A 14,952-nucleotide genomic window follows, 5' to 3' on the forward strand; every position below is an offset into this window, starting at 1 on the left:
CATGGGGGCCATGGCAGCCCCGGAGAAGCTCTCTGACATCGTGACGTCGTTCCTCGACGTCGTGCACGACCGGCTCATCGGCGACCGGCGCGGAGCCGTGGCCGACTACATCCCGCAGCTCGCTGAAGCAGACCCCGAGCTGTTCGGGATCGCGCTGTGCGGTCTCAACGGCCGCGTGTACGAGAGCGGCGACACCGCGGCGGAGTTCACGATCCAGTCGGTCTCGAAGCCGTTCGCGTACTCGCTCGCCCTCGACGACTGCGGCCTTGACACCGTGCACGCCCAGGTCGGTGCGGAACCGAGCGGTGAGGCGTTCAACTCGGTCAAGCTCGAGGCCTCGACCGGGCGTCCGCCGAATCCCATGGTCAACGCGGGGGCGATCGTGACGACCTCGCTCGTGGCTGGCGGCTCCGCCGAGGATCGCTTCGCACGCATCCTGGCGCGCCTGAGCGCGTTCGCCGGACGCGAGCTGACCGTCGACGAGGCCGTGCTCGCCTCCGAACAGGAGTCCGCCGACCGCAACCGGGCTCTGGCGTACCTCATGCACGGCGCCGGCTCCCTCACCGCGCCGGTGCTGGAGACGCTCGACACCTACTTCCGCCAGTGCTCGGTGCTCGTCACGGCCCGCGACATCGCGGTGATGGGCGCGACTCTCGCGAACGGGGGCGTGAACCCGATGACGGGCGAGCGCGTGACGAGCGCCGAGACCTGCCAGCACGTCATGACGATCATGGCGACCTGCGGCATGTACGACTACGCCGGGGAATGGCTGCTGCGTGCAGGACTCCCGGCGAAATCGGGTGTCGCGGGCGGGCTCGTGGCGAGTTCGCCCGGCGAGTTCGGACTCGGCCTGTTCAGCCCGAGGCTCGACGCGAGCGGTGCGAGCGTGCGCGGCGTCGCGGCCGCCCAGCAGCTCGCGAACCGCTTCGGTCTGCACGTGCTGCACCGGCCGTTGACGCTGTCGGCCTCGGAGGTGATGTCGGCCGGCGATGAGCTCGCCGCAGGGCTCGGGGCGGAGCAGGATGCCGCCGCAGCGCAGATCCTGCAAGAGAACGCCGACGACCTGGCCGTCTGGCGCCTGCGCGGCTACATCGACTTCGACGGCGCCGAGCGGCTGCTGCTCGACCTCGACGCGTGGATCGAGGCCCGCCCCGCCGACCGCGAAAGCCCTGCTGTGATCGTCCTCGATCTGACCGAGGTCACGCAGCTGCAGTCGGTGGCCGTGTGGATGCTCGCAGCCCTCGCCACCTGGTGCCGCGCGCGCGGCATGAAGGTGATCGCCAGCGACCCGCAGGGACGCAGCCTCGGCGTCGCCGGGTTCTCGCAGTCCGCCGGCTTCGACGACGCCATGCGGGATGCCGCGGCGAGGGTCGGTGCTCCCCCGGCCGGCTGACGCTACAGCTTCTCGATCGGAGCGATCTTGATCAGGAGCTTCTTGAGCCCCGCGGAGTCGAAGCGTACATGGGCGATGCGCTTGGCGCCTTCGCCGGTCACGGCATCCACCCGGCCCTCGCCGAAGTCGTCGTGGCGGATGCGGTCGCCCGCGGCGAGCTCGAGATCGCCGTTGTCGCGCACCTTGCCGGTGACCTTGTTGGGGAACCTGTCCATCGCGGTCGCCAGAGGCTTGAGCGAGTCCCTCGGCGGCAGCTTCTTGACGCCGAACCGGTCGTCACCGCGCCCGCCGGACCCGAACCCGCCGCGCCGCGCATTGAGGGCACGCGACTGCGTGCCGCCGCGGGAGTTGACGTCGCCCGGCGACTGCCGCCAGTCGACGAGGGCGGCCGGGATCTCCTGCAGGAACCGGCTCGGCATCGCCACGGACACCTCGCCGAACTGCGCCCGCGTCATGGCGAGCGACAGGTGCAGGCGCTTGCGGGCGCGCGTGATGCCGACGTAGAACAACCGGCGCTCCTCCTGCGGGCCACCGGGCTCCCCCGCCGAGATGCGGTGCGGGATGAGGTCCTCCTCGACGCCGGTGACGAACACCGCGTCGTACTCGAGCCCCTTGGCGGTGTGCATGGTCATCATGGACACCGAACCGGACTCGTCGTCCAGGTCATCGGCGTCGGAGACCAGCGCGACCTCGGTGAGGAAGTCGGCGATCGTGCCCTCCGGGTTGTTGCGGGCGAAGTCGCGGGCGACGGCGACGAACTCGTCGAGGTTCTCGACACGAGCCTCGTCCTGCGGGTCGCGGCTGGCGCGCAGCGCGTCGAGGTAGCCGCTCTTCGCGAGCAGCAGGCTCAGCCCGTCGGCGACGACGGTGGGCGGCGGCACCTCGCCCGATGCCGGCAGCATGAGCGCGGTCGCCTCTTTCAGCACGGCATCCAGGTGGCCGATCGCCGCCTGGATCTTGGGCCCGACGCCGAGCTCTGCCGGCACGGACAGCGCGTCGCGGAACGTGATGCCGTGCGTCTCGGCGAACTGCGCGATGCTCGCCTCGGTCACGCCGCCGATGCCGCGGCGGGGCTTGTTCAGGATGCGCCGCACCGACATCTCGTCCGCGGGGTTCGCGACGGCGATGAGGTAGGCGAGCGCGTCCTTGATCTCAGCCCGCTCGTAGAACTTCGTGCCGCCCATGATCTTGTACGGCACGGCGGAGCGGATGAAGATCTCCTCCAGCGCACGCGACTGCGAGTTCGTGCGGTAGAAGACGGCCATCTCGGAGTACGGCATGCCGGCCCGCCGCAGCGCCTCGACCTCGTCGGCGACGAACTGCGCCTCGTCGTGCTGCGAGTAGCCCGTGAACCCGACGATCTTGTCGCCGTCGCCCTTGTCGCTCCAGAGCTTCTTGTCCTTGCGGTCGAAGTTGTTGCCGATCACGGCGTTCGCGGCCGAGAGGATGTTCTGGGTCGACCGGTAGTTCTGCTCGAGGAGCACGACCTTAGCCCCCGGGAAGTCGCGCTCGAACTCGCTGATGTTGCGGATATCAGCACCGCGGAACGCGTAGATCGACTGGTCGGAGTCGCCGACGACGGTGAGCGATGCGCCCTCGAGTTCGGGAGTCGTCTCGGGTTCGAAGATCATCATGCCGTTCGACGCTTCGAATCCGCTCCCTGAACCTGTCGAAGGGTCGTCGGCCGAAACGGGCCTGGTGAGCTCGTGGATGAGGGCGTACTGCGCGTGGTTCGTGTCCTGGTACTCGTCGACGAGGATGTGTCGGAACCGGCGGCGATACGTGTCTGCGACCTTCGGGAACGCCCGGAAGAGGTACACGGTCTGACCGATGAGGTCGTCGAAGTCGAACGCGTTGGCCTTGCGCAGCTGCCGCTGATAGTCGGCGAAGATCTCGACGAACTTCTGCTCGGCGGGGTCGCTCATGTTCGCGTCCCGCGCGTACGAGTCCGAATCCTGCAGCTCGTTCTTGAGCTTGGAGATGCGGCTCTGCACGGACGCCGGGGTCAGACCGTACGCGTCCGCCTCGTGCTCCTTGACGAGCCGCTTGATGAGCGCCCGCGAGTCGCCGGAGTCGTAGATCGTGAACGACTTCGTGAATCCGAACTGCTCGGCCTCGCGGCGCAGGATCCGCACGCACGCGGAGTGGAAGGTCGAGATCCACATGCCGCGGGATGCCTCGCCGACCAGTTGCTCCACGCGCTCGCGCATCTCGCCGGCGGCCTTGTTGGTGAACGTGATCGCGAGGATCTGACTGGGCCACGCCTCGCGTCCTCGCAGCAGCGAGGCGATACGGCGGGTGAGCACGCTGGTCTTGCCGGATCCGGCACCCGCGACGATGAGCAGCGCGGGGCCGCGGTAGGTGACTGCGGCGAGCTGCTGCGGGTTGAGTCCGGCGAGAAGCTCGTCCTCGCCGCGCGATCCCGAGGACCCGGGACCGACGGATGAGGGAACGATGAGAGGGGCTTCGGTCATGGCCCTACGAGTCTAGGCTGGACGACAGACACCCGGTTGCGATCAGCATCGAGGAGGACGAGATGATCAGCGATCTGCAGGAGCACGAGTGCTACGAACTCCTGAGCAGCACAACGGTGGGAAGAATCGGCTTCGTCCGGGACGGACAGGTCCACATCCTGCCCATGAACTATCGGATGACAGATCGAGGACTTCTCCTGCGCACCTCCTCGAGCGGCGTCCTGCGCCGACTCGCGGGTGACGACTCCGCGGTCTCGTTCGAGGTGGACTTCCACGACGACCTCGGCGGAACCGGATGGAGCGTGCTGATGCACGGAACGCTCCGGATCGTCTCGGAGGAGGAGCCTCCCGAGACGCAGACCCCTCCGTCCCCCTGGGCCGGCCCCGATCGCGAGACCCCGTTGCGGTTCACGATCGACAGCATCACCGGTCGCCGAGTCCGCCGCGAGCGGCACTGATCGAAGGAAGCATCGATGCGCACCATCCTCAATATCATCTGGGTCATCTTCGCCGGGTGGGTCCTGTTCCTCGGCTACGTCGTCGCCGGCATCCTGCTGTGCATCCCGATCGTGACCATTCCATGGGCGATCGCCTCGTTCCGTCTGGCCGGATACGCCTTCTGGCCGTTCGGGCGGCGCGTGGTCGACAAGCCCACCTCGGGCGTCGGCGCCCTCCTCGGCAACATCATCTGGGTCGTGCTCGCGGGCTGGTGGCTGGCGATCGGCCACATCCTGTCCGGTCTCGCACTGTGCATAACCATCATCGGTATTCCGATGGCGATCGCCGACTTCAAGATGGTGCCGATCTCGCTGATGCCTCTCGCCAAGGACATCGTCTCCACGCGGCGAGGTCCGTTCGATCCGAAGTAGGTCAGCGCCAGCGAGCCCGCCACGGCTGGCCGGGAACGCCGAAGACGCGTGGGGCGCAGAGCCCCACGCGTCTTCGTGCGCGGTCCGGTTACGCCTGCTGCGCGCGGCGGCGCAGCGTCAGCGCCAGCGCGCCGGCGAGCACGAGCCCAAGGCCCAGTACGAGGCTCCCGATCGAGATCTCGGCCCCGGTCGTCGCGAGCGCGGCGCCGGAGCGCACCTCGATGTCGGCCCAGCCGAGCAGCTCGCCGTCCGCTGAGTAGACCGCCAGACGGTGCTTCCCGGCCGGGGCATCTGCCGGGATCGTCACCGTGATAGCACCGGCGGCGTTCAGCGCGCCGGCGGCGAGGAACACCGGGTCGGAGTACATGAAGACCTCTGCTTCGACACCCGCGTGCTGCGCCCCGACTGTGATCGTGACGTCGTCACCGGGTGCGACGACGCTCTGCGAGACGGTCGCCCCACCGCGGTTGCCGTCGACGAGCGCGGTGCCGGGGAGCGGCTCGACCGACGGTCCCGGCTGGCTGCCGCCGTCCGCCGGCGTGCCAGGAGTCTCACCGGCGCTCTCACCCGGGTTCCCACCAGGGTTCTCCCCGCCCGCGTCGCCACCGGGCAGAGTGCCCGTGCGCAGCGCCTCGGAGGTGTACCCGTCGGCGAACCACCAGACCGGACGCTGACCGTCCTGCGACAGCGAGGCCGGCGCCGTGGCGAAGCCCTCGTTGTTGATGTCGGGCATGCCGGCCGGACGCGCGAAGTGCGCGACGCCGGGCTTGTCGGTGCCGTTGAAGGAGAGCTGAGCGGACTTCCCGCCGCATCCGTCGTCGCACACCGCCCACAGCACGCCGAGCACGCTGTCGTAGTCGAGGCTCATGACGCCGGCGAGGCCGGGGTCGATGGTCGACACGAGCGTCGCGAAGCCACCGGCCGCGAGCGCGAACGCGTACACGCCGCCGCCGTCCTCGACCGCGACGAAGAACAGTCCGTCACCGGCGTAGCTCGCCGCCTCGTAGGGCGCCTTGGTGTTGTCGTCGTACAGCTTGCCGGCGAGTGCGGCATCCGGAATCCACTCGACGGCCTCGATGCCGAGGTTCGCGCCGACAGCGGGCAGCTGCGCGGTGAGGTCCCACTCGGTCAGCGCGACGAGGTCGGGGCCGGCGGCGTTCGGGTCGACCTGCAGGATCGTGTTCTGGTTGACGCCCTTGGCGCTGTTGTCGCGCTCGGATGCCACGTAGACCAGCCCTGCGCCGTCGACCGTGATGCCCTCGGTGTCGGGACCCGCGGCCGACGGATTGTCCGCGTCCTTCTGGAATCGGACGCGCTTGCCCTCGGTCCAGCCCTCGGCGAACTCGACGGACCCGTCAGCGGATGCGGCCAGCTTCCAGATCGTGCCGGTGCCGTTGTCGACCGCCCAGAGGAACGCGCCCTCGTCTGTCACCTGGACGTCGAGTCCCGAGCTGTCCTCGAGCAACGTCGGTGCGGTGTCGACCACGCGGACGTCCTGCGAACCCGGCCACGACGAGACCGCGATCTCACCGGCGCAGACATTGGCGGCGCCGGGGGTGGACTCGGCGGTCGCCGCGAACGTGCCGGTCGTGTCGGGGCAGCGGCCCCAGGTGGGTGTCGCGTGCGCGGCGCCCCACGAGGTGGAGTCGACGAGCTGTTCGCCGTCGAACACGCGGACCGTGTCGTCCTTGCCGATCCCGAAGTCGAGATCGTCGATGACGAGGTAGCCGTTCGCGGGGATGCTCGTGCCGGCGGCGATCGTGTACGCGTGGGCGTCGTCATCGTCCTTCACGACGATGCCGGCGACGTCGAGCACCTCGGCGGTGGGGTTCACGAGCTCGACCCAGTCGGGCTCGTCGTCCGATTCCACCTCGTTGATGCGCACCGGGTTGCCGCATGCGTTGCGGCTGCCCGGGGTGCTCACCGCGACGTCGACGAAGTCGCCGGTTCCGTCCGCGCAGCGGGCCCAGAAGCCCTCTGCGTGCGCCGCGTACGCGTGCTCGGCGACGGTGCGCCCGTTCGCGTCGCGGATCGTGACGGTGTCGCCGCCTCCCAAACCGAACGTGAAGTGATCGGTGCCGTTGAACACGAAGTAGGCGCCGGGCTCGAGGATCGTGCCCTCCGCCAGCGGCATCACGTCGGCTGCGTGACCGGTCGGGTCGTTGTCCATCAGCGTCCAGCCCGAGATGTCGACCGGCTCGGTGCCGGTGTTGACGATCTCGGCCCAGTCGGGTGCGCCGTTCGAGTCGATCTCGTTGATCGCGATCGTCGGAGGTACGCACTCGTTGGCTGCGCCCGGCGTCGCGTAGGCGAGCACGAAGTCGCCCGTGCCGTCGGGGCAGCGCGCGAGGGTGGCAGCGATCTCGTCGCCGTCGATGTTCGCGTGGCCTTCCCAGGCTCCGGTGCGGTCGACCAGTGAGCCGTTCGCATCGAACAGGCGGATCTCGTCGGCACTGCCGATGCCGATCGGCGCGTCGAAGCGGGCCTCCGCGACGCCGACGAGACCGATCGTGGTGGCCTCGACGACGAGGAACTCGCCGCCCGCCATCGAGGTGCCGGGCAGGAACGCCCACCGGTGGTCGTCGGAGTTGTCGCGGATCTCGTATCCCGACAGGTCGAACGACTCGTCGCCGGGGTTGTACAGCTCGACCCAGTCCGCAGGGCCCGAGTCGACCTCGTTCAGCACGACGGAACCGGGCTCGCCGGCACCGGTCTCCCCTTCGCCGGGCTCCCCTTCGCCGGGCTCGCCCTCACCGGGTTCGCCGGCGACCGGGAAGACGTTCGCCGCGCCCTTCGTGGCCTCGGCGGTCATCTCGTACGCGACCGCGGCTCCGTCGCCGTTCGCGCCCCAGCTGGGCGCGGCGCGAGTGTCGGCCGGCCACGTCGCCTGCAGCAGCGGACTCTCGCCGTTCGCATCGCCCGGGGCGAAGAGGCGCACGCTGTCGCCCTTGCCCAGCCCGAAGTCGAAGTCGCCCTCGCCGTCCTTCAGGGTATCGAAGACGAAGAAGCCGCCCGCCTCCACGACGGTCCCCTCCGGGATCGTGTACGGGTTATTGCTGCTGTCGTCCTGCAGGACGTATCCGCTGAGGTCGACGGATGCCTCGGAGTAGTTGTAGAACTCGACCCAGTCGTCGGGGCTTCCGCCGCTGGAGACGACTTCGTTGATGCGGACGCCGAGCGGCTCCGCGTCGGCGAGGGCTGCGGTCGGCGCGGCGAGCAGGGCGGCGGCGCCGAGCGCGCACACCATCGATGCGGCCAGCCCTCGGGACAGGCGTGACATGGGACTCCAGGTGGTCGGGTGGGAGGCGGTCTCGCCCAGTCGACCGATATCCGCTATCCGCGAGGGGTCCGGCATCCGTCCGGGAGGTGAACGGACCGTGTCGTGACGGGTTCAGGCGATGCGGGTGCCCGGCGGCAGCATCCGTGCCGGCGTCCCGGTCCGCGCCCATGCGCCCGCGAAGAGCCCGCCGGCGATCACGATCTGGATGCCGAGGCCGATGAACCAGCTCGGCACCGTGCTGCTCATGATCTGCTCAGGCGTGCGCTGGTCCGCCTGCGACTGATCAGGGTCGCATTCGTCCCACCGCGATTCCTGCGGCGGCAGCTGCGAGATGCGCACCCCGTACTTGATCTGCCCGAACATGTCGGCGGGCCAGCCATCGGCGGTATAGACGGTGGGCGTGGCGTCGGCGAGCACGACGAACGGGTTCGCCGTCAGCACCCACCACACCCGGTCGAAGCGCGGCTCCTCGTACGTGTAGGTCTCCCAGCGCTCGCAGTCGACATTGCCCATGCTGTCGTAGGGCCGGCTGTAACTCACCGTCTCGGTGCGCAGAGCCGTGCCGCCGAGTCCGAACGCGATCAGGGTTCCGACGGCGAGCGCCGCGACGACGAGATAGGTCGCGGCGACAGAGAAGAGCGGGCGCGCGACGAGTCCGCTGAAGCCGACGCCGATGGCCGCGATGATCACGATCTCGGCGGCGAGGACCAGCAGCGAGACGGCGAGGGTCGCCGGGTGCGCTCCCCCGCCGATGAGCGAGATCGCGAGGAACGGCACGGCGACGAGCAGGAACACCCCGCCGGTGGCGACGGCTGCGAGGAGCTTGCCGAGCATGATGTCACCGGTGGAAGCGGCGGTCACCTGCACGGCTGCGAGCGTCGCGGAGTCGCGGTCGCCGTTGATGGCGTTGCCGCTGAGCGTCGGCGAGACGAGCATCACGAGCAGCAGCACGATGTTGACGACGATCGAGTAGACGCCGGCGCCGGCCATGCCGGTGAACGAGTAGACCGCGAATGAGAGCCCGGTGACGCCGAGCAGGATCAGCGCGTAGACCCCGAGCAGGATGTACCAGCCGACGCTGCGCAACCGCTGGGTCAGCTCGAGCCGGGCGATGATGCCGATGTGCGTGAGGTTCATGCGTTCGGCTCCGATCCCGGCAGGTTGAGGAAGGCGTGTTCGAGCGCGCTCTGCGCCGGAGAGAACTCGGCGACGGCGAGACCGGCCTCGACGATCCGCCGGAGCCCTGCGGCCGCGGCATCCTCGGTCTCGAAGCCCGCGATCGCCGCGCCCCGGTCGAGTCCGAGCGCCCCGATGTCGATGCCCAGGGCACCGGCGATCCGCTGCGCGTCGGCACCGGCCTGCGCCGGGTCCGCTCCGGCGAGACGGATGCGCCACCCGCGGGTCGTCCCCAGCGTCGGCGCCGCGTCGACGACGGTTCCCGCGACGAGGAACACCGCGTCGTCGATGACCTCTTCGAGCTCGGAGAGGATGTGACTGGAGATGAGGATCGTGCGCCCTTCGGCGGCGAGCCGGCGCAGCAGGACGCGCAGCTGGACGCGCGCGGCCGGATCCAGGCCGGATGCCGGCTCGTCGAGCAGCAGCACCTGCGGGTCGTGCACGAGAGCCCTGGCGAGCCCGAGCTTCTGCTTCTGCCCGCGCGAGAGCACCTTCGCCGGAGCATCCGCCAGGTCGTCGAGGCCGACCAGGGCGAGCAGCTCGCCGGCCCGCCTGTGGGCCGCGTCACGGTCGATGTCGTAGAGCCGCGCGGTCGTGACGATCGTCTCGCGAGCGGTGAGCGAGGGCCAGGCGCCGAGGGCGTCGGGCATCCAACCGAGGAGCCGCCGGGCGCTGAGCGGGTCCTCCATCGGGTCGATCTCGCCGATGCGGATCGATCCGGCGTCGGGCGCGAGCAGGGATGCCAGCATGAGCAGCAGGGTCGTCTTGCCCGCGCCGTTGGGCCCGACCAAGCCTGTCACCCGGCCAGGCTCGGCGCGAAAACTCGCACCACGGACGGCATGAACCGTCCCGAACGATCTGCTGACGCCCTCGGCGACGATTCCGGTCATGCGGTCAGTCTGGCAGGGAATCAGTTCCGGAAGAACGCCACGCCGAGATCCGGATGATCCACGAACACGCCGTCGACTCCGGTCCCGGCGATCACGGACCATTCGCCCTCGTAGTCCCCGAACGCGCTGCGGGGGCCGTCGCCGCGGAACTCGGCCGCGAGGAAGGCGTTCTCCGGTCGCGCCGTCCAGGTGAAGACCTTCAGCCCGCGCGCGTGCGCGTCGTCGACGATCGTGTTGCCCGGCGCGAGAAGCATCCGCTTGTTGACGCTGATGCCGTCCACGGACCCGACCAGAGCGTCCAGCCCTTTGGGCCGCACGACCGACTTGTACGACTTCGCGTGCGCGCCGAGGGCTGCGACCTGGTCGTACGGCTGGCCGGATGCCTCGATCAGGTAGATGTACGACGCCGCGATCCCCTCGGCACGCAGTTGCCCGAGCACCGTGGACTCGAACGCCTCGATAACGAGGGGCAGCTCGCCGTCCGCCCACCCGGCCGCGCGCAGATCCCGCGCGATGAGCGGCGCGAGGTCGAGCCCGATGCCCGCGAAGTACGTGGCGTGCTTGACCTCGAGCACGATCCCGATCTCCCTGCCGTGTTCGACGGAGCCCGCACGCACGAGATCGAGCAGGTCGGTCAGACGCAGGATCGGCTGAGCATCGTCGAAGGAGGCGCTCGTCGCGCGCACCTCGGGCAGGCGTTCGCGCACACGGAGCGTGGAGAGCTCCTGCCAGGTGAAGTCCTCGGTGAACCAGCCGGTCAGCGGCTGCCCGTCGATCCGCTTGGTCGTCCTGCGTCCGGCGAACTCCGGACGGTCGGCGACGTCCGTGGTGCCGGAGATCTCGTTCTCGTGCCGGATGACGAGCACGCCGTCCTTGCTGGCCACGACGTCCGGTTCGACGGCATCCACCCCCATCGCGAGCGCGAGCTCGTACGACGACCGGCTGTGCTCCGGCCGGTATCCGGGTGCGCCCCGGTGTCCGATCACGAGGGGCGACTTCCTGGGCATGGATTCAGGGTAGAACACCCCATGCATAGGAATCCGCCGGTATCGTGGAGGAAAGCGACCTTCAACCACTTTCGGAGTGAGGCCCACCATGAGCAATTTCGCCTTCAACAACCCGGCGTTCCAGAAGCAGGATCCGCGCAACGTGGCAACGTATCCGGGTGCTCCGGGTGCTCAGCCCGGCATGCAGGGAGCGCAGACTGCGTCCTTCCAGCACGCGAGCATGGATGCCGCGGCCAATGCGCAGCTCGAGGGCATGTACGCCTCTCCCTCCGCCGGTGCCATCGAGACCGACCGCATGTCGGTCGAGGACACCGTATGGAAGACCGCAGGGCTCTTCGGCATCCTCCTCGTCACCGCGGCGATCGGCTGGGTGTGGACGCTCGGCGGGCTCGCCGCCCCCGAGTACAACCCGTACTCCGACTTCTCGCCGAACATGCTGCCGTGGATCGTCGGCGCACTCGGCGGCTTCGTCCTGGCGATGGTCATCACCTTCACTGCCCGCAAGAAGGTGCGCCCGGCGCTGATCTTCGCGTACGCGGTGTTCGAGGGCCTGTTCGTCGGCGGCATCTCGGCGTTCTTCGAGGTGATCTACCCCGGCATCGTGACCCAGGCGACGCTCGCGACGGTCTCCGTCGTCGGCGTCACCCTCGCGCTCTTCGCGAGCGGCAAGATCCGCGCTTCCAAGAAGGCAACCAAGATCTTCATGATCGCGATGGTCGGCTACCTGGTCTTCTCGCTCCTGAACCTCGTCCTCATGTGGACCGGCATCAACCAGAACGCCTTCGGCCTGTTCAGCGCCGAGATCGCTGGCATTCCGCTGGGTCTGATCATCGGTGTGCTCGTCGTCATCATGGCCGCGTACTCGCTGGTGCTCGACTTCGACCAGATCCAGCAGGGCGTGCGCAACGGCGCTCCCCGCAAGTACGGCTGGATGGGCGCCTTCGGCATCATGGTCACGGTCGTCTGGCTGTACGTCGAGATCCTGCGCATCATCGCGATCGCCCGCGGCAACAACTGACCGACAGCCTCTGAAGGAAGCCCCGTCTCCTGAGAAGGGGCTTCCTTCAGTTTTCGCCACGCCGCGAAGATCTGGCGCGTCGCACACAAATACCGGCATAGTGAGATGACCGCTAACAGAAAGGGGATTACATAATGGGTTTCCTTGCATTTCTTCTTCTCGGACTGATCGCCGGCGCGATCGCCAAGCTCATCCTTCCCGGCAAGCAGGGCGGCGGATGGTTCGTCACTCTGCTCCTGGGCGTCGTAGGCGCAATCCTCGGGGGATGGCTCGGCGGACTCCTGTTCGGTGCGAAGATCGATGGATTCTTCGACATCACGTCCTGGCTCCTCGCCATCGGCGGCTCGATTATCGTGCTGCTGATCTACGGCCTCATCGTCGGCCGTGGCAGCAAGGCCAACAACTAGCTGCTCCCGCGCTGATGCGCCACGAGGTCCCCGGGTGGATTCACCCGGGGACCTCGTGCGTCAGTCTCGTCGACGGCGTGGCACTCTGCGATCGCGGCCTGGAGTCCGTACGCGCCGCGGCCGGTGCCGACGGCATCCGTTCGTTCCAGGGCCGCGCGACCACGTGAGATGCGCCCGCGGTCCTGGTCGGCGCGCAGCATCCTATCGCCGTCCGCGTCGACGCGAGCGGGACATCGTCGGAGAAAAATCTCAGACGACCCCGAATCTCACTCCCACTCGACCGCTGGCGCGGCCGAGTACCACACAGCACTCATCGTCGAGTGCTCGTGACTGCGTCACTCCCACTCGATGGTCCCCGGGGGCTTCGAGGTCACATCCAGCACCACGCGGTTGACGTCGCGGACGCCGTTGGTGATGCGGTTCGAGATCTTCGAGAGCACATCGTAAGGCAGACGCGTCCAGTCGGCGGTCATGGCGTCCTCGCTCGAGACAGGGCGCAGCACGATCGGGTGGCCGTACGTGCGGCCGTCGCCCTGAACGCCCACCGAGCGCACGTCGGCGAGCAGAACGACGGGGCACTGCCAGATCTCACTGTCGAGGCCGGCCTTCGTCAGCTCCTCGCGGGCGATGGCGTCGGCCTCGCGCAGAATCTCGAGACGGTCAGCAGTGACCTCGCCCACGATGCGGATGCCGAGGCCGGGGCCCGGAAACGGCTGCCGGCCGACGATGGCCTCGGGCAGCCCCAGCTCACGGCCGATCGCGCGGACCTCGTCCTTGAAGAGGGTCCGCAGCGGCTCGATGAGTTCGAAGTCGAGGTCGTCGGGGAGGCCGCCGACGTTGTGGTGCGACTTGATGTTCGCCGTCCCCGTGCCGCCGCCGGACTCGACGACGTCGGGGTACAGGGTTCCCTGCACGAGGAACTTGATGGGCTCGCCTTCGGCCTTCGCCTCGTCGACGAGCTCGCGCTGCACCTTCTCGAACGCGCGGATGAACTCGCGGCCGATGATCTTGCGCTTCTCCTCGGGGTCGCTGACGCCCTGCAGGTGCCCGAGGAACGTGTCCGCGGCATCCACGGTGATCAGGCGTACGCCCGTGGAGGCGACGTAGTCCTGCTCGACCTGCTCGCGCTCGCCCTTGCGGAGGAGCCCGTGGTCGACGAAGACGGCCGTGAGCTGGTCGCCGATGGCCTTGTGGACGAGCGCGGTCGAGACAGCCGAGTCGACGCCGCCGGAGAGGGCCGAGATGACGCGGGCCGAGCCGACCTGCTCGCGGATGCGCGCGACCTGCTCCTCGATGACGTTGCCGCTGTTCCAGTCTGCGGCGAGGCCCGCCGCCTTGTGCAGGAAGTTCTCGAGGACCTCCTGGCCGTGGTCGGAGTGCTTGACCTCGGGGTGCCACTGCACGCCGTAGAAGCACTTCTCGTCGCTGCCGAATGCTGCCACAGGGGTGTCGGCGGTGGATGCCAGGACCTCGAAGCCCTCGGGCGCGCGCGAGACCTGGTCGCCGTGGCTCATCCAGACGTTCTGCGTGGCGGGCTGGCCGCCCAGCAGCACGCCGCCGTCGTTCGCGACGACCGCGTCGGTCGCGCCGTACTCGCGCAGCCCCGTGTTGGCGACCTCGCCGCCGAGAGCGCGGGCCATGACCTGGAAGCCGTAGCAGATGCCGAGGGTCGGGACGCCGAGGTCGAAGATCGCGGCATCCAGCGACGGCGCGCCCTCCTCGTAGACCGACGACGGGCCACCCGAGAGGACGAGGGCGACCGGATTGCGCTCGGCGATCTCGGCAGCACTGACGGTGTGCGGCACGATCTCGCTGTAGACGCCGGCCTCGCGGACGCGGCGGGCGATGAGCTGCGCGTACTGGGCGCCGAAATCGACGACGAGAACGGGGCGCTGTGCGGTGTCGGCGCTCATCGCGCTGCCTCCTGGGTCTGGGGTTCTACGGCGAGTGCCGCCTCACGGGATGCGAGGTACGCCTTGACCTCGCGGGAGACCCGGACCTCCATGATGAACGAGAGGGCCGGGATGACGCCGCCGAGCGCGAGCATGATGAAACGGCCGAACGGCCAGCGCATCAGGCTCCACAGACGGAAGACCGCGAACAGGTACACGACGTAGAACCAGCCGTGCGCGACGAGGATCAGCAGCGAGATGTTCGCGCCGCCCGCGGTCTGCCCGGTCGATTCCAGATCGCATCCCATGCCGCCCGGGACGAACAGGGAGTACCACTGGCATCCGTCGCCGACGATGACCGGCGCGAACCAGAGGAATCCGCCGTCGCCGCCCGCGAACAGCTCGATGTGCGTGGGGCTGTACTTGAGGATCATCTCGGCCAGCAGCAGGAGGAGCATGACACCGGTGATGACCGAGGCGATCTGATAGAACCTCAACGCCCCGCGGATCTTCGGGAACGAGGCGGCTTTCGGTTCGGGCATGGCG

At 68.8% G+C, this 14,952-nt stretch carries 12 protein-coding genes; 5 read left to right on the plus strand and 7 right to left on the minus strand.

Translation table 11 applies throughout. The annotated features are described in order from the left end of the window. Positions 1 to 10 precede the first annotated feature (10 nt). Positions 11 to 1,393, plus strand: coding sequence for a glutaminase A (glsA, locus tag KEC56_RS08720; protein ID WP_227530631.1), 1,383 nt, complete (start codon positions 11 to 13; stop codon positions 1,391 to 1,393). Between the two features lie 2 nt (positions 1,394 to 1,395). Here glsA and KEC56_RS08725 read toward each other — a convergent pair whose 3' ends face one another. Continuing rightward, the gene (locus KEC56_RS08725) at positions 1,396 to 3,867 is read right to left on the minus strand and encodes an ATP-dependent helicase (protein ID WP_227530632.1); all 2,472 of its coding nucleotides are present in this window, start codon (positions 3,865 to 3,867) and stop codon (positions 1,396 to 1,398) included. Positions 3,868 to 3,929: 62 nt separating this feature from the next. Here KEC56_RS08725 and KEC56_RS08730 point away from each other — a divergent pair, with 62 nt between their 5' ends. Then, complete coding sequence (locus tag KEC56_RS08730) at positions 3,930 to 4,325, plus strand: pyridoxamine 5'-phosphate oxidase family protein (protein ID WP_175985718.1); 396 nt, start codon at positions 3,930 to 3,932, stop codon at positions 4,323 to 4,325. Positions 4,326 to 4,340: 15 nt separating this feature from the next. Continuing rightward, positions 4,341 to 4,736: a YccF domain-containing protein gene (locus tag KEC56_RS08735; protein ID WP_227530633.1), complete on the plus strand. Its 396-nt coding sequence runs from the start codon at positions 4,341 to 4,343 to the stop codon at positions 4,734 to 4,736. 88 nt (positions 4,737 to 4,824) lie between these two features. On the opposite strand, the gene KEC56_RS08740 is transcribed toward KEC56_RS08735, so the two are convergent. The 4 genes from KEC56_RS08740 to KEC56_RS08755 form a co-directional block, all read right to left on the minus strand. Then, a complete protein-coding gene (locus KEC56_RS08740) occupies positions 4,825 to 8,016 on the minus strand; it encodes a lamin tail domain-containing protein (protein ID WP_227530634.1) in 3,192 nt (1,063 codons plus the stop codon). Between the two features lie 111 nt (positions 8,017 to 8,127). Beyond that, complete coding sequence (locus KEC56_RS08745) at positions 8,128 to 9,153, minus strand: ABC transporter permease (protein ID WP_227530635.1); 1,026 nt, start codon at positions 9,151 to 9,153, stop codon at positions 8,128 to 8,130. Beyond that, positions 9,150 to 10,082, minus strand: coding sequence for an ABC transporter ATP-binding protein (locus tag KEC56_RS08750; RefSeq protein ID WP_227530636.1), 933 nt, complete (start codon positions 10,080 to 10,082; stop codon positions 9,150 to 9,152). The genes KEC56_RS08745 and KEC56_RS08750 overlap by 4 nt, the downstream gene beginning before the upstream one ends. Before the next feature lie 20 nt (positions 10,083 to 10,102). Next, complete coding sequence (locus tag KEC56_RS08755) at positions 10,103 to 11,089, minus strand: glycerophosphodiester phosphodiesterase family protein (RefSeq protein ID WP_227530637.1); 987 nt, start codon at positions 11,087 to 11,089, stop codon at positions 10,103 to 10,105. Between the two features lie 88 nt (positions 11,090 to 11,177). On the opposite strand from KEC56_RS08755, the gene KEC56_RS08760 reads away from it, so the two are divergent. Both KEC56_RS08760 and KEC56_RS08765 read left to right on the plus strand, forming a co-directional pair. Continuing rightward, positions 11,178 to 12,107, plus strand: a complete 930-nt coding sequence (locus KEC56_RS08760; RefSeq protein ID WP_227530638.1) for a Bax inhibitor-1/YccA family protein — start codon at positions 11,178 to 11,180, stop codon at positions 12,105 to 12,107. Between the two features lie 134 nt (positions 12,108 to 12,241). Continuing rightward, positions 12,242 to 12,514 carry a GlsB/YeaQ/YmgE family stress response membrane protein gene (locus KEC56_RS08765; protein WP_175985711.1) on the plus strand — a complete coding sequence of 91 codons (273 nt, stop codon included), beginning with the start codon at positions 12,242 to 12,244 and terminating at the stop codon, positions 12,512 to 12,514. Positions 12,515 to 12,849: 335 nt separating this feature from the next. Here KEC56_RS08765 and guaA read toward each other — a convergent pair whose 3' ends face one another. Beyond that, positions 12,850 to 14,427, minus strand: a complete 1,578-nt coding sequence (gene guaA, locus KEC56_RS08775) for a glutamine-hydrolyzing GMP synthase (RefSeq protein WP_175985710.1) — start codon at positions 14,425 to 14,427, stop codon at positions 12,850 to 12,852. Further along, entirely contained in the window at positions 14,424 to 14,948 is a 525-nt protein-coding gene (locus tag KEC56_RS08780) for a DUF3817 domain-containing protein (RefSeq protein WP_227530639.1), read from the minus strand. The genes guaA and KEC56_RS08780 overlap by 4 nt, the downstream gene beginning before the upstream one ends. Between the last annotated feature and the right edge of the window lie 4 nt (positions 14,949 to 14,952).

Origin of the sequence: Microbacterium tenebrionis (assembly GCF_020682665.1) — a bacterium.
Taxonomy (GTDB): Bacteria; Actinomycetota; Actinomycetes; order Actinomycetales; family Microbacteriaceae; genus Microbacterium; species Microbacterium tenebrionis.